Here is a 15,637-nt window from a genome sequence, read left to right on the forward strand (position 1 = left end):
AACGCGGGCCAAAAGGTCCGCGTTTTGCGTTTACGAATGCTCTTCCGCCGCCGTTTCCGCCAGTTTACGCGAAAACACCCGCAATGCATCGACCTGAAACAAAGCACCGTGTAGCTCGGCGCCGGTGTCTTCGCGCAGGGTCACGACAGGGATGAAGATCAGATTGTTCTTTTCAAACAAAGGCATGGCTTTTTCCAGCGTGGCATTGGGCGAGAGGTAAATCCCCTGCCCGATCAGCTCACGGCAGGCGTCTTCCGAGGCCGCACGCGGGGCGTCGGGTTTGCGGTAGCATTGATGCACCCGGACGGTGGCCAGGAGGTAGGCCTGAGGCCCCGCCGCCAGATGCACGTTGCGGCGCTCCAGAAGTGTGAGGAAGAACGAGCGATCCACCAAACGCGACGCCAAAGCGGTGGACAAGGACACGGTGACCATCACGGCCAACCCCGTCTGCCAGTCGCCGGTGAGTTCAAAAACGATCAAAGTGGTGGAAATCGGCGCGCCCAGAACGGCCGCCGCCACAGCGCCCATGCCCGCAAGCGCGTAGAGCGTCGCAGTGCCGGAGACGGTCGGAAAAATCGCGGTCGCCACAAGACCAAAGGACAGGCCGGTCAAGGCCCCCACCATCAGAGCCGGCGAAAACACCCCCCCACCCATGCGCCCCGCCATGGTGATGGAGACGGCGATGACCTTGATCACCGTGTAAATCATCGCCTGCCACAACAAGAGCTGCCCGGTGAGCGCGTAGGAGGTCGTCTCATAGCCGACCCCGATGATATGCGGAAACTGGATGGCAATGAGGCCCAGCAAGAGCCCGGCGAAAGCGGGTCTGAGCACCGGCGGCAGGTGCAGCTTTTCCTGCACCCATGTGCCGAAATCATCCGCCATGAAAATCGTCCGCATCATCAGGACGGCCACCAGACCGCACAAAAGCCCGAGCAGCAAAAAGGCCGGTAATTCGACGTAGAACGTCAGGGCGCCCTCGGCGGCCAGCGTGAATTCGGTGACACCGCCGAATTCCATCCGGTTGATCACCGTGCCCGCCACCGAGGCGATGGCAATCGGGGCAAAGGCATGCACCGCGAAATGACGCAGCACCACTTCGAGCGCGAACAAGGCGCCCGCGATGGGCGCGTTGAACGAGGCGGAAACGGCGGCGGCCACGGCACAGCCCAAGAGATCCCGCCCGGTGATGCCATCGGCATGCAGCCGGTTCGACACCCATGTGGAAATCACCCCTGCCAAGTGCACCACAGGACCTTCGCGCCCCGAAGAGCCGCCCGTCGAAAGCGTGATGAGAGAGGCCAGCGCGGAGGCAAGGCCTGCGCGTTTCTCCACCCGGCCCTCATTCATCGCGGCGCCCTCGATCACATCGGCGACCGAGCGCACGCGGCCGTCTGGCGTGAACCAGTTCAACACGATGCCGACCAAAAGCCCGCCAAACACTGGCAAAAGCAGCACCCAGAACCAAGGCAGCTCGCTTGCGAAACTATGCAGGTGGCGTAGGTCATGTGTGCCGTAAAACAGCCCCTGCAAATAATCGATCGCCTTGCGAAACGACAGCGCGGCAAAGCCCGAGGCAATCCCGATCAGAAGCGCGATGAACCAGAACTGAATCTGACTCGGACCACGACGGCGCATCAGATCGAGCGCCTCGATCAAGCCTTCACGGATGTCCTGAAACGCTTTCGCCGGATATGCCGTCTTGTCTTCGGCCATCTGCCTGCTGTCCCCCTCTTGTCTTTCAGCGTGTCTTTCGGCACCTGAGGCAACGACAGTCACCTAAACCTGCCCAGCCATGCGCATCCGCTTTCCCTGACTGCCCGCCTCCTTTATGGTCGCCGGGCCTTAACAGACAAGTGAGTCCCCATGTTTGACACAGCCTATGCCGCGCTTTCCCATGTTCTAGAGGGTCGGCTCACCCGATCCAAGTCCGAACTCGATCAGCATGGCCTGTCTGAGACCTGGTTCCCGCACACGCCACCCGAAGCGGTCGCCTATCCGGAGACCACTGCAGAAGTCTCCGAGATCATGAAAATCTGCCACGCCCATGGTGTGCCCGTCACCGCCTTTGGCGCGGGCACCTCATTGGAGGGTCAGACACTCGCGACAACCGGCGGTCTGGTGGTGGATTTCAACCGCATGAACCGGGTGCTGCGGGTTAATGACGCCGATATGGACGCCGTGGTTCAGCCCGGCATCACCCGCGAGGCGTTGAATGTCGAGCTGCGCAGCACCGGCTTGATGTTCCCGGTCGATCCCGGCGCCAATGCGTCGCTTGGCGGGATGGCGATGACGCGTGCGTCGGGCACCACGGCGGTAAAATATGGTACGATGAAAGAGAATGTCATCGGGCTTCAGGTCGTTTTGGCCGACGGCACCATCATTCACACCGGAAGCCGTGCGCGCAAATCCTCGGCGGGCTATGACCTGACCTCGCTTTTCGTGGGCTCCGAGGGCACGCTTGGGCTGATCACCGAAATGACCGTGCGGCTCCATGGTCAGCCTGAGGCAATCTCCGCCGCCGTCTGTGCCTTTGACGACATCACCCCTGCTGTCGAGGCCGTGATCGCGACGATCCAGATGGGTCTGCCGATGGCGCGGATCGAGTTCTTGGACGCCGAAAGTGTCGATGCGGTGAACAAATATTCCGGCGCGGATTTCCCGCTGAAACCGCATCTTTTCGTCGAATTCCACGGCTCAGAGGCCACCGTCGCCGAACAGGTCGAGACCTTTGGCGAGATCGTGCATGATTTCGGCGGCTCGGATTTCGAATGGGCCGCCAAGGCCGAAGATCGCACCGCGCTCTGGACCATGCGCCACCATGCCTATTGGGCCTGTCTGGCGCTACGCCAAGGCGCGAAGGCGGTGGTCACCGACATCTGTGTGCCGATCTCGAAACTGGCCGAAGCGGTCGAACAGACCCGGGCCGACATCGCCGCCTCGCCGCTTCACGGGCCGATCTTGGGCCATGTCGGCGACGGCAATTTCCACGCGATCCTGCTGGTCGACCCCAGTGACGAGGCCGAGATCAAAGAGGGCAAACGTCTGGCGCATCTGATGGCCGAACGCGCGCTGAAACTGGGCGGGACCATCACTGGCGAGCATGGCATCGGCATCGGCAAAAAGGGCCTGATGCCCGCAGAACATGGCGCCGCCTGGGATATCATGGGTCAGCTCAAAGCAGCGATGGACCCGACGAATATCCTGAACCCCGGCAAGTTGGTGCCGTAAGAAGACCCGGAAAAGCAAACGGGCGCGGAAAACTCCGCGCCCAAAACTCGCTACCCTTCACGGGCACCAGTGTGACAGACAGATGCTACAGATTGATTAAGGTGGTTAAGCTGCTGATTTAGCCTGCCAAAAGCGATCTCGCTGCCTCCCGCGCCGCGTCAGAAATGGTATCTCCCGACAGCATCCGCGCCAGCTCATCGACTCGCGCGCCCGCGTCCAGCGGCGTCACCTCAGAGAGCGTCACGCCCCCCTCGACCCGCTTCGACACGCGCCAATGATGGCCGCCAAGTGCCGCCACCTGCGGGCTGTGGGTCACGACCAACACCTGCCCCTCGTCCGAGAGCGCCTTGAGGCGTCGCCCGACCGCATCGGCAGTGGCGCCGCCGACACCGCGGTCGATCTCGTCGAAAATCATCGTCACCCCGGTCTGGTCACGGGTCAGACAGACCTTGAGCGCCAACAAAAACCGCGACAGCTCGCCGCCGGAGGCGATCTTTCCCAGAGGCCCCGCCGGTGCGCCCGGGTTGGTCGCAACAGTAAAGGACACCTCGTCGCGGCCCTCCGCGCCCGGCTCGCCCTGGCTGATCTCGGTCGCAAAGACCGCGCGCTCCATTTTCAGAGGCGCCAATTCGCGGGCCATGAGGGTGTCGAGGTCTGACGCGGCCTTTTGGCGTGCCTCGGTCAGAACCGACGCTGCGGCATCATAGGCACTTTCCGCCTGTGTCACCGATTTGGCCAGCGCCGCCAAATCGCCTGCGCCACTGTCCAGCGCGGCGAGTTTGCTGCGAAATTCCTCGCCCAATGCTGGCAGGTCATCGGCCAGAACATTGTGCTTGCGCGCCAAGCCTCTGATGGCAAAAAGCCGCTCTTCGAGGTTTTCCAACTCATGCGGATTGAAGCGCAGGGACTCGATGCACTCTTCGACATCAGACTGCGCCTCGGCCAATTCATTGAGCGCCCGACCAAGCGCCTCGATGGCGCTATCAAGCCGCCCATCGGCCTTTTCCGCAGCCCCTTCGAGCCATTTGAGCGCGTCCGACAACATGCCCTCGCCACCATCGTAGGAGATCGCCTGATGCGCCTTGGCGACATCTGCGGCGATCTTTTCCGCAGATTGCATGAGGCGGCGTTCGGCATCCAATTTGGCCTCTTCGCCCGGCTCCGGCGCCAGCGCGTCGAACTCGCCCACGGCGTGGCGCAGGAACTCTTCTTCCTCTTTCAGAGCGGCCTGTTCAGCCTCTGCCAGAGCCAGCGCTTTGCGCGCCGAGGCCAGCGTTTTCCACGCAGTCCGGCTCGCCGCCAACAGCGTGTCCACGCCACCAAAGGTGTCGAGCAACACCCGATGCCCGCGCGGGTTCAACAGTCCCCGGTCGTCATGCTGGCCATGCAGCTCGACCAGAACCTCGGACAGACGCCGCAGCACATCGCCCGACACGCGTCGGTCATTGACCCAGGCGGTCTTGCGCCCCTCGGCCGTATTCACCCGGCGCAGGATCAGCTCGCCATCGTCCGTGTCCATGCCCAGTTCGGTCAGGACCTCTTCGGCATCGTGGCCTTTCGGCAGGTCGAAAACGGCGGTCACCTCGCCCTGCGCGGCACCCGCGCGCACCAAATCGGCGCGCCCGCGCCAGCCCAGAACAAAGCCGAGACTGTCGAGAAGAATGGATTTGCCCGCGCCGGTCTCGCCGGTCAAAACGTTGAGACCCGGCTGAAACTCAAGTTCCAGCCGGTCGATGATCAACATGTCCCGGATGTCGAGACTTCTTAGCATTTTTGTGTGAGCCTCAGAGCCATTCGCCGCGGATCATCTGACGATAGATCGCGCCAAGCCAGTTGTTTTCAAAGGCTTTCGGCTCAAGCCCCTGCCCCGTCAGCAATTTGTAGCTGTCCTGATACCACTCGGTCGACTGGTAGTTGTGACCGAGGATCGCACCAGCGGTCTGCGCCTCTTCCACAAGACCCAGCGCCAGATAGCTTTCGACCAGGCGATGCAGCGCCTCCGGCGTGTGTTGCGTGGTCTGGAATTGCTCCACCACGACGCGGAACCGATTGGTGGCGGCGGCGTAATGCTTGCGCTTGAGGTAATAGCGCCCGATCTCCATCTCCTTGCCAGCAAGGTGATCGAAGGCCAGATCGAATTTCAGAATCGCAGAGCGCGCATATTCGGTGTCGGGATACCGCTCGATCACGGCACGCAGAGCTTGCAACGCCTGGAAGGTCAGGCCCTGATCGCGGCCCACATCGTCGATCTGGTCATAATAGGACAGCGCCAGAAGGTATTGCGCATAGGCGGCATCTTCGTCGGCGGGGTAGAAATCGAGGAAACGCTGCGCGGAAACACGGGCGTTCTCGTAATCCTTGTCGCGGTGATAGGAGAAGGCCTGCATGATCAGCGCACGTTTGGCCCAGTCGGAATAGGGGTACAACCGCTCGACCTCGCCAAAATACTGCGCAGCGTCGCCGTAATCTTTTTGCGTGATCTCATATTCCGCGCGGGCGTAGATCTCTTCGGCCGGGTAGCCCTCCAAATCGCGCGTCGGAGCATTGTTCCCACAGGCTGTCAAAAAAGCCATGGAAAATCCAACAACTACTGCGAAATGACCTGTTTTTCGTGCCGTCATGAAAGGCCCTACCCTCACCGTTCCACACGCCCCTCCTTGGGGGCGTGCCCACACTCCTAGCACAGAAAAATCCGAGGCAAAACGCCTTTAGACGGGAAAAGTCGTCACGTGATCGTCACGTCGTAAAATGCGCGGGAATGTGGGGCTATCCTGTTGCTCGCCCAAGCCGAAAGATGAGCCGAAAGATCAGGCGCAAAAGGCCAGATCAGCGCGGCTGACACCGGCACCCGGCAGGCGTTTCGCGGTTTTCGCGTCCACCGTGACAAAGGCCCAGGCCCCCGGCGTGGCAAAGAGTTTGCGCAGAAGCGCATTGGTCACAGCGTGGCCGGATTTCTGACCGACGTAGCGCCCCAGAATCGGTGCACCCGCAAGGTAGAGATCGCCCAAAGCATCGAGCATCTTGTGACGCACCGGCTCGTCCGCATGGCGCAGACCGGAGGGGCCGCCGTTGACCTTGTCGTCATCGAAGACAACGGCGTTCTCACCGGCGACACCGCCCAGAGCCAGACCATTGGCCTGCATCATATCGACCTCGGCCTGACGGCAGAAGGTGCGGCAATTCGACAGTTCACGCACGAAGGCGCCATTGGCCATCACGAGATGTTTGTCCTGCACACCGATCGCGCGATCGGCGAAGTCGATGTGGAATTCGATTTCCATCGCCTCAGAAGGTTCGAGGCGCGCGGTGGCGCTCTCGGTTTCAACTTCGACGGGTTTCAGAATCTTCAGCGCCCGCGCCGGACCGTCCTGACGCACGAGGCCAGTGGCCAAGATGCCATCGACAAAGGGGGCAGCGGAACCATCGAGGATCGGCACTTCCGGACCATCGACAGAGACAATGACATTGGTCACGCCACAGCCCGCCAGCGCGGCCATGATATGTTCGATGGTCGACAGCTCGACGCCATCTTCGTTGCGAATGAGCGTGCAAAGCTGCGAGGGAACGACAGCGTCCCAGCGGGCGGGAATGCGGGCATTCACGTCAGCAGTGAGATCAGAGCGCACAAAGACGATGCCATGCCCCGAAGGTGCAGGCGAAAGCACAAGGCACGCAGGCGTCCCGGAGTGGAGACCCACCCCGTCAAACCGAATTTCTTTTGCGACTGTGCTCTGCACTTTGTGCCTCATGTTTTAACTTTTTATTCACCTCTGCCCAAATACACTTCGGGCTTGGTTGATATTGAAATAACCATTCCCCCCGCCCCACCTCAACTCAATCTTTGTAACGGATTGAAACATCTCCCTTTGAGCAGAGGCAAAAAACCGCGCAGGATTTTGCCGCAACGCGGCAATGCATTGTTTTAAAATAAAAAAGACCGCCCGAAGGCGGCCTTTTAGGGTCTGTAATATCTGTGATTGTGACCTAAAGAGTTTTTCGTTTAATCTGTTTCAGATTGAGCGAAAAACGTTGCCACACTGAATTGATAGTGCTGCGTTTCTCAAAAATTGAGTGCCTCAAGTTTTTTGAGAAACGCTTTAGGGTCATTCGGCCTCAAAGGCCCCCAATCACAGCTTTATATCAGTTCGCCTGACGGCGCAGGAAGGCCGGGATTTCGATTTTGTCAGTCTCCGGGTTCGGGTCCTGATCCTCGTCATAGGCCTGATGCACCTGCGGACGCACCTGCGGCTGGGCACCGAAACGGGCCTGCTGCGGTTGCGGTGCGGGCGCGGCAAGAGCGGCCTGATGACGCGCCTCTTCTTCGCCGCCATGGCCGGTCATGCGACCGATCAGGGAGTTGATGCCGAAACGGGCCGGTTTGGCTTCTGCGGCGGGATGGGCCGCCGGTTGGGCGTAACGCGGTTGCTGTTGCTCGTGACGCACGTCGGCGCGCGGCTGTTTGGAGACAGCGGCCTGAAGACGGGCCATGGCTTCCGGCGACGGCGTGCCCGGAGCGGGCGCACGGGGTGCCACGAAAGCATCGGCCTGCGGTTCGTGCATGGCCGGTTGCGGCGCGGGCTGCGGACGCGGCTGATAGGCCGGCGGCGGCAGATCGTCGTCGAGCGCACGGAAGCTCTCTTCCGGCGCAGAGGTGCGGACCTCAGTACGGGCATGCGTTGCCTGCGGATCGAAGACATCAAGGGTCGGCTGGGCCGGCTCTTCGTAGGCAGCGGCCTCGACAGCGGCGGCGGCAGCCACAGCTGCGGGAGCGGCTTGCTCAAGCTTTTCCTCGACAACGGTCGGCTCTTGCAGCGGCTCGGCCAGACGGCGACGCGGCACCGGCACTTCGGCAACCACGGTGGCGTCGATGCCAGTGGCGACGACGGACACACGCATCGCTCCGTCCATGTCGTTGTCGAGCGTGGAGCCGACGATGATGTTGGCTTCCGGATCGACCTCTTCGCGGATGCGGTTGGCGGCTTCGTCCAGTTCGAACAGCGTCAGGTCGTGCCCGCCAGTGATGTTGATCAACACGCCTTTCGCGCCTTTGAGCGAAATCTCGTCCAGAAGCGGGTTGGCGATGGCTTTCTCGGCGGCTTGCACGGCACGATCTTCGCCGGTGGCTTCGCCGGTGCCCATCATCGCCTTGCCCATTTCGTCCATCACGGAACGCACATCGGCAAAGTCGAGGTTGATGAGGCCCGGACGGACCATGAGATCGGAGATGCCTTTGACGCCTTGGTACAACACGTCATCGGCCATGGAGAAGGCCTCGGTAAAGGTGGTTTTCTCGTTGGCGAGGCGGAACAGGTTCTGGTTCGGGATCACGATCAGCGTGTCGACCATTTTCTGAAGCTGCTCGACGCCCTCGTCCGCCTGACGCATACGTTTCGCGCCTTCGAATTGGAAGGGTTTGGTCACAACGCCAACGGTCAGAACGCCCAGCTCACGCGCGGCCTGCGCAATGATCGGAGCCGCGCCCGTGCCGGTGCCGCCGCCCATACCGGCGGTGATGAAGCACATATGCGCGCCCGCCAGTTGATCGACGATGGCCTCGATGCTTTCCTCGGCTGCGGCGGCGCCCACGGAAGGACGTGCACCTGCGCCCAGACCTTCGGTCACTTTCAGCCCCATTTGGATGCGGGCCTGTGCCTTGGCGTGTTGCAGCGCCTGCGCGTCGGTGTTCGCCACGACGAATTCGACGCCCTCAAGCGCCTTTTCGATCATGTTGTTGACCGCATTGCCGCCCGCGCCGCCAACGCCGAAGACCGTGATCTTGGGTTTCAACTCGTCCCGCTCGGGCATCGTCAGATTCAAAGCCATGAGTGTACCGCCTGCTTTCTCTCGTGCCGGGGCGCTTGCACATTCTGCCCAAACCGCCCGATGTCCCCGCCCCGTGAATCGGGGCAAACTTTACCTATTCACCCTTAATATTATGGGGTTTCGTCTACGGCGTCATCCCAAAAACACGGGAATGCCACAAAATATGGGGTATAATGCCGCTATTTTCGGCGGGATTTTGCGCATGAGGCCAGATTTAGCGGTTAACCATTCGGGCATACAAAAAGAGGCGATCCCCCTCGCCCCCTACAAAGAGGGCCTGAGATGCCGCAAAGCATCGCTGTCATGTCCGGGCACTGCTCTTGTGCCTTATGTCTAACCGACCCGTTTCCCGGGCCTTCTGCCTATATGTAGTGTTTATCACAGCCCCCGCACGACCTGCAATAGGGGCTGCAACCGCTTACCAATTGTCTTTGAACCAGCGCACCGCACGTTTCAGGGACCGCGCCGGATAGCGTTCCGCAGGAATCTCAAAATCCCACCATTCGTCTTGCGGATTAGCGGCAAAGAGGCACAGACCGACGGCGGAGGCAAAGGCCGCGCCCGTGGCTGCCTGCGGCAGGCCTTGGACCCGCAAAGGCCGTCCGATGCGGACATTCTGACCAAGGATTTTCGGCGCAAGACTATCAAGCCCCGGAATTTGCGAGGCCCCGCCCGTCAGAACGATCTGTTGGCTGGGCATATGTTCAAACCCTGCAGCATCCAGACATTCGCGCACACCTTCGAGGATTTCCTCGACGCGCGGACGGATGATGCCGATCAACTCGGCACGGCTCACAGTGCGGCGGTCTTTCTCCCAATCGCCACAATCGCTGCCGACCTCGATCATCTCGCGGTCGTCCATGCCGGTGGCGACGATACCGCCGTAAAAGGTCTTGATCCGCTCGGCGGTGGCCAGCGGGATTTGCAGACCCATCGCGATGTCGGAGGTGACGTGATCGCCGCCCATCCGCACAGAATCCGCATAGATCATGTGTTTCTTCATAAAGATCGACACGTCGGTCGCGCCGCCCCCCATGTCGATACAGGCCGCACCAAGTTCCTGTTCATCTTCCACTAGAGCAGAAATGCCGGACACGTAAGCGCCAGAGGCCAGACCCGCGACTTCGAGGTCACAGCGTTTGATACAATAGAGAAGGTTCTGGATCGTGGCCGTGTCCACCGTCAGCATATGCATGTCGACGGCGAGGTTCTGGCCGATCTGACCGCGCGGGTCCTTGAGGCCGGAGCGGTGATCGAGCTGAAAGTTCACCGGCTGGGCGTGCAGCACATCGCGGTGGTTGCCATAATCCGGCACGTCGGAAGAGGCGAGCACGCGGGCGACGTCCTGTTCCGACACGGTGTCATATTCGACCTCGACCTGCCCCGCGATGCCATAAGAGCGCGGGCTGCCGCCGGAGAAACAGGCGATGACGTGATCCACACGGGTCTGCGCCATCTTTTGCGCGGCCTGCACGGCAGTGCGGATGGCGCGTTCGGTTTCGGCCATGGCTTCGATCTCGCCAAAACGCACACCGCGCGAGCGGGTGGTGGCGGCGCCGATGACACGGAAGGACGATTGACCGGCCAAGGCCCCGACCCCATCGCCGCCCATGAAACGCTCGCCGTCAAAGCGCAGCACCAGACAGGCGATTTTCGAGCTGCCCACATCGAGAATGGCAATCACACCGCGTTGCAGGGCGGCTTTGCGCATGTTCCGCATGGCCCGTTGGGCTTCGTACAAATCGGTCATCGATAAGACACTCCAAGTTCGACGCCCCGCAGGCGTTTCAATTCGTCTTGTGCAGCCTCTGTGAGACGCACGGTCGGTCGGGTCGGACGGCGCATGTCGACCACGGCCACGTCACGCCCCAAAAGATCTTTGGCCTGATCCAGCGCCACCACCTGCGCCAGCGCACCCAGCGGTTTGACCTCCGGCAGGAGGATCACCTGATCGCGGTCCAAAACGAGGTTCCAGCGGCGCTCGCCCACCCGCACCAACCCGCGCAGACGCGGTGTCAGGGGACCGGCGGATTTGAGGATCGCCATGGCTTCGGGCACAACGCGATCCGCCCCCTCGCCCGCAATCAACGGCAGGTCAGGACGATCCAGACGGCTGCCCAAGGCGGCAACACGGTGCCCCTCGGCATCCAACATCTCCAACCCCAGATCGGAGCGCCAGACCACGGCGGGGGTGCGCTCGACAATGTCGACCTGCAAGATGCCGCCCGCACGAACGTGCAGCCCGGCGCTTTCGACCGCATCCAGGCTTTCGACTTGCGCCAAAAGCCCCGGCAGATCGAGGTCAAAGGAGGACACCGGAAAATCCTGGGCCATGACTTCGCGAATGTCTTCGGACAGCTCGCCCGAGGCGCCGTCGATGGCCATGAGTTTGACCATGAACTCGGGGCGGTTCTGGACCTCGGCCTTGATCGCCATGACCTGCCCCATGAAGGCCTCGCGGTTGTCTTCAGGCGCAAACCAAAGCCCGATGCAGGCCGCGACCGCCGCGATCGGCGCGATGCGGCGGAGGAAAAAGCGGAACGACGGCGTGAGCCAGAGGCGGCTCATCCGGTAGGCGGTTCGCGACGGCGCCGGGTCACGCGGACGCTGCGGCGCGCTCTCCGTCTCGCCGCCCTGACCACGGCGCGCACGGATGGCGCGGGCAACGGCTTCGGACACGCGGGCGGAGCCGCCAAGCGTCGGGCCTTTGGCAAATTCAGTGGGATCTATCGGTCGCATGAGGCGTCCTCCACCATCCATTTGCAGAACTGGCCAAAAGTGATGCCGCTCTTTTGCGCCTGCTCCGGCGACAGCGAGGTCGGCGTCATGCCCGGCTGGGTGTTGGTTTCCAAAAGCACCAGACCGTCGAGGCCTTTGCTTTCATCCCAACGGAAATCCGTCCGCGACACACCGCGACAGCCAAGCACCTGATGCGCCTTGAGCGCGTAGTCCTGACAGGCCGCTGCGATCTCTTCGGGGATTTCGGCGGGGCAGACGTGGCGCGAGCCGCCCGTGGCGTATTTCGCCTCGTAGTCATACCAGCCATCGGTGAGAATATCGGTGACGCAGAGCGCTTTGTCGCCCATCACCGAACAGGTCAGCTCGCGGCCCGGCGCATATTGCTCGACCATGACCACCGCAGGCATCTCATCCGACAGGCGCGGCGCGTTGGAGCCCTCGCGCACGATGTAGACACCTACCGAGGAGCCTTCGTTATAGGGTTTCACCACATAGGGCGGGGCCATCACATGACCGGCTTCGACCTCAAAGCGGGACGCCAGTTTGGAGGGCACGATCGGAAGGCCAGCGGCACGGTAGACCTCTTTGGTCTTTTCCTTATCCATGGCCAAAGCCGAAGAGAGCACGCCGGAGTGGGTGTAGGGAAGGCGCATCCATTCGAGCAGACCCTGAACACAGCCGTCTTCGCCGAACCGACCATGCAGTGCGTTGAACACGACATCGGGCGCCGCCGCCGTCAGCTCAGCGCACAGGTCTTCACCTGCGTCGATCTCAACCACTTCGAATCCTTCACCCCGAAGCGCCTCTGCGCATTCGCGACCGGAAGACAAAGACACCTCGCGTTCAGCAGAGGGACCGCCTTTGAGGACCGCGACTTTCGGGGACTGCCTGCTCGACATGTCCACTCGCCTCAAATTTACAGGATCGTCTTTTCGCGACCCGTGACACACTGGGCCATCTTATGTGGCCCTTTTCATATCGGGTCATCTTGTGTGACCCTTTGAAAAATCGCCCCGTTTCGGGGTCTGATTTGCTCCCTTTCGGGAAAACACGCCCTGCCCTGAGCGCGTAAGGCACTTATGCCTCGGAAATCTGTGCTTCGGCAAGGCCATCCGGGATCGGATCGCCAGAAAATTCGCCGATGCGCTTAATTTCCCACTGTAACGCGAGACCGGCGTTTTGAAATACTTTTTTTCGCACCGTCTCGCCCAACAGTTCGAGATCTTGTGCTGTGGCCTCACCGGTGTTGATCATAAAGTTGGAATGCATCTCGCTCATCTGCGCGCCGCCGATGGAAAAGCCCCGAAGGCCCGCGTCGTCGATCACCTTCCAGGCCTTGAGATCATGCACATCGTCGGCCTTACCCGTCGAGGAGAACCCCGCCGGGTTGCGAAACGTCGAACCTGCGCTGCGCTCTTTGGTCGGCTGGGAGGCATCGCGGCGGGCGAGTTGATCCACCATGCGGGCCTCAAGCTCTGCGGGATTGCCGCGTTCGGCCTCAAACGTGGCTTCGACGATCACATAGCCCTTTGGCAGGTCGGTCTGGCGGTATTGGAAATTCAGGTCTTCGGCAGTGAGCGTCACCATATCGCCGTCCCGCGTCACGGCTTTGGCGGAGACGAAATGATCGGCCACATAAGACCCGTAGCACCCGGCATTCATCCGCACAGCGCCGCCGATGGCGCCGGGAATGGTGCGCAGGAAGGTCAGGTCCAACCCGGCTTGCGCCGCTTTGCGCGCCACATGGGCGTCCAGCATGGCGACACCGGCGGTCACCCGATTGCCCTCGATCTCGATGCCATTAAACCCCCGCCCCATGCGGATCACCACGGCGCGAATACCCCCGTCGCGCACGATCAGGTTCGAGCCGACACCCATCGGAAAGACGGCGACGGAGGGGTCGAGAGCGGCGAGAAAACTCTGCAAATCCTCAAGGTCCGCCGGCTGAAACAAAGCATCCGCAGGCCCGCCGACACGCAACCATGTGAGATCGGCGAGCGCACGGTTCTCGGTCAGTTTGCCACGGGGGGTGGGATAGGTCATTCTGCGGGGCCTCGCGCCAAGGTTCGTCTGATCCACCGGCCTAAGTAAACCACAGGCCAGCGCAGGATCGACACGCCTGCGGCAAACACCACAAGCCCGATCCATGGCCCGTTCTCATAGGTGACAAATCCCAGAAGAGGAACCCCCAGCGCGATCAGCACATAGGCTGCGGGCCAATGGTGGCGGCGCGACGGGAACATCGCGATCACATTGGCGAGCACGGCCCAAAAACAGGCCAGAGTGAGGGACAGGGTCATAGCGGCCACTTCCTATTTGATCCCCCGCACAAGACGCCTCCACAGCACCTTGAGCGGCTTTCGAAACAAAGACACGGCAGCAGCTAAACCGATCAACACAGGCCACACCCCATAGGTCAGCCCGGTCCAGATGAGCACCACGGGCAGCACGAGCAAAAGCGCTGATCCGGGGAGAATCTGGTAGCGCAAGGGTAACGGAGCAAGCGCCATGGTGGCAAGCGCCCATAATGCGAGCGCTATCAGGGGATTGTCGACGAAGGAAACAAGGGCTTTCATGACAAAGCCCTCACGAGACGGCCCCAAAGGCGAACGCCACGAGCGCCAAAAGCGCGAAGATCAGGCCCACAACGGGCACCCAAGCGGCCACACGGAAGGGCGCTTTGGGACTTTGGCGTTTCAGAAGGATGAGCGCGCCGTTCACCAGCGTGAAGACCACCAAAAGGATCGTAGACGTCACGCCCGCCAGATCGGAAACCGGCAGCACAAGCGCCGCGCCGATCACCACCGCGCCGATCAAGACGGTGGCCAGAACCGGCGTTCCGAACCGTGGGTGAGCGTGGCGGAAGACCCCAAGCGGCCCGCCGTGCTTACCAAGGCCGAACAATACCCGCGCGGCCATCACAACCTGCGCCAGAACCCCGTTCAAGGCGGCGGTGACGGCGATGGCAGACAGCACGACGGCATGCCCCCCACCCGCCTCGTAAACCAGCGCCAAAGGACGCTCGGAGGCGGCGAGGTCTTCGAGCGGGACGGCGCGCACGGCGGTGACGGTGACGCCCGCGTAGAGCAGCGTGGTGATGATCAGCGAGCCAATGATGGCGATGGGCAGGCTGCGCTCGGGGCGTTTGACCTCTTCGGCCATGTTGACAATGTCCTCAAAGCCGATGAAGGCAAAGAACGCGAGCGTCGCAGCGACACCGATGCCGGAAAAATACGGAGCGGCAGGGGCGGTGAAATCCGGCGACACGGGCGCCTGCCACCCGGCCCAGACGACGAGCGCCAGACCGATGACCTCGATCACAGTGAAAAGAGCCGCCATGGCGAGGCTTTCCAGCACGCCGATGATGGCGACGGCCAAAAGCATGAGGCCCAACCCGACGACGGCGAGATTGAGGGGAATGTCAACGAACCCCGTGAGATAGCCCGCGCCACCTCTGAGAACGGCGGCGGCCGACAGGGTCCCGCCCGCAACAATCGCAAGCCCGACGATCAGGCCCAAAGCCCGCGATCCGGTGCCCGCCTCGACATAGGCCGCCTCGCCCGCCGCCTCTGGGATGCGGGTGGACAATTCGGCATAGGACAGCGCGGAGGGCGCAGCGATCAGGCCCGCGAGCAAAAAGGCCAAGGGCGCGTAAATCCCAGCCTGCGCCGCAACTGTACCGACGAGGACATAAATCCCCGCACCGACCATGACGCCCACGCCGTAAGCGGTGAGCAATCCGGGGCCGATGCGGCGTTTGAGATGGTCGGACATGGCGGTCTCCAGAGACGTTGTTCCAAGATTAGCCCGGAACAGCCCCTCTGTCTCTGCGTCAGAACAAAGC

Annotated in this window: 13 protein-coding genes; 1 reads left to right on the forward strand and 12 read right to left on the reverse strand. The window is 61.7% G+C overall.

All coding sequences use genetic code 11. From position 1 onward, the window contains the following. Nucleotides 1-30 precede the first annotated feature (30 nt). Entirely contained in the window at nucleotides 31-1,716 is a 1,686-nt protein-coding gene (locus ACN0X0_RS10570; protein ID WP_417279128.1) for a chloride channel protein, read from the reverse strand. Nucleotides 1,717-1,866: 150 nt separating this feature from the next. Here ACN0X0_RS10570 and ACN0X0_RS10575 point away from each other — a divergent pair, with 150 nt between their 5' ends. Further along, nucleotides 1,867-3,231, forward strand: a complete 1,365-nt coding sequence (locus ACN0X0_RS10575; RefSeq protein WP_417279129.1) for an FAD-binding oxidoreductase — start codon at nucleotides 1,867-1,869, stop codon at nucleotides 3,229-3,231. A gap of 118 nt (nucleotides 3,232-3,349) precedes the next feature. Here ACN0X0_RS10575 and recN read toward each other — a convergent pair whose 3' ends face one another. From recN to ACN0X0_RS10630, 11 genes are all read right to left on the reverse strand, one after another. After that, complete coding sequence (recN, locus tag ACN0X0_RS10580) at nucleotides 3,350-5,002, reverse strand: DNA repair protein RecN (RefSeq protein WP_417279130.1); 1,653 nt, start codon at nucleotides 5,000-5,002, stop codon at nucleotides 3,350-3,352. A 13-nt stretch (nucleotides 5,003-5,015) separates the two neighbouring features. Next, nucleotides 5,016-5,852: an outer membrane protein assembly factor BamD gene (locus ACN0X0_RS10585; protein WP_417261588.1), complete on the reverse strand. Its 837-nt coding sequence runs from the start codon at nucleotides 5,850-5,852 to the stop codon at nucleotides 5,016-5,018. Between the two features lie 186 nt (nucleotides 5,853-6,038). Further along, nucleotides 6,039-6,980 (reverse strand): UDP-3-O-acyl-N-acetylglucosamine deacetylase, encoded by a 942-nt coding sequence (gene lpxC / locus ACN0X0_RS10590; RefSeq protein WP_417279131.1) that lies wholly within the window; start codon nucleotides 6,978-6,980, stop codon nucleotides 6,039-6,041. Nucleotides 6,981-7,371: 391 nt separating this feature from the next. Continuing rightward, complete coding sequence (gene ftsZ, locus ACN0X0_RS10595; RefSeq protein WP_417279132.1) at nucleotides 7,372-9,054, reverse strand: cell division protein FtsZ; 1,683 nt, start codon at nucleotides 9,052-9,054, stop codon at nucleotides 7,372-7,374. A gap of 418 nt (nucleotides 9,055-9,472) precedes the next feature. Further along, nucleotides 9,473-10,804, reverse strand: a complete 1,332-nt coding sequence (ftsA, locus tag ACN0X0_RS10600) for a cell division protein FtsA (protein ID WP_226550002.1) — start codon at nucleotides 10,802-10,804, stop codon at nucleotides 9,473-9,475. Continuing rightward, nucleotides 10,801-11,793 (reverse strand): cell division protein FtsQ/DivIB, encoded by a 993-nt coding sequence (locus ACN0X0_RS10605; RefSeq protein ID WP_417279133.1) that lies wholly within the window; start codon nucleotides 11,791-11,793, stop codon nucleotides 10,801-10,803. The genes ftsA and ACN0X0_RS10605 overlap by 4 nt, the downstream gene beginning before the upstream one ends. Then, nucleotides 11,781-12,692 carry a D-alanine--D-alanine ligase gene (locus tag ACN0X0_RS10610; RefSeq protein ID WP_417279134.1) on the reverse strand — a complete coding sequence of 304 codons (912 nt, stop codon included), beginning with the start codon at nucleotides 12,690-12,692 and terminating at the stop codon, nucleotides 11,781-11,783. The genes ACN0X0_RS10605 and ACN0X0_RS10610 overlap by 13 nt, the downstream gene beginning before the upstream one ends. 178 nt (nucleotides 12,693-12,870) lie before the next feature. Further along, complete coding sequence (murB, locus tag ACN0X0_RS10615; RefSeq protein WP_417279135.1) at nucleotides 12,871-13,836, reverse strand: UDP-N-acetylmuramate dehydrogenase; 966 nt, start codon at nucleotides 13,834-13,836, stop codon at nucleotides 12,871-12,873. Continuing rightward, nucleotides 13,833-14,093 carry a DUF2484 family protein gene (locus tag ACN0X0_RS10620; RefSeq protein WP_417261581.1) on the reverse strand — a complete coding sequence of 87 codons (261 nt, stop codon included), beginning with the start codon at nucleotides 14,091-14,093 and terminating at the stop codon, nucleotides 13,833-13,835. Before ACN0X0_RS10620 ends, murB begins: the two co-directional genes overlap by 4 nt. 12 nt (nucleotides 14,094-14,105) lie before the next feature. Then, the gene (locus ACN0X0_RS10625; protein ID WP_321364140.1) at nucleotides 14,106-14,369 is read right to left on the reverse strand and encodes a DUF2484 family protein; all 264 of its coding nucleotides are present in this window, start codon (nucleotides 14,367-14,369) and stop codon (nucleotides 14,106-14,108) included. A gap of 10 nt (nucleotides 14,370-14,379) precedes the next feature. Beyond that, complete coding sequence (locus ACN0X0_RS10630) at nucleotides 14,380-15,567, reverse strand: APC family permease (RefSeq protein WP_417279136.1); 1,188 nt, start codon at nucleotides 15,565-15,567, stop codon at nucleotides 14,380-14,382. Nucleotides 15,568-15,637: the final 70 nt, after the last annotated feature.

It is taken from the genome of Celeribacter sp., from assembly GCF_048270365.1.
Taxonomy (GTDB): domain Bacteria; phylum Pseudomonadota; class Alphaproteobacteria; order Rhodobacterales; family Rhodobacteraceae; genus Celeribacter.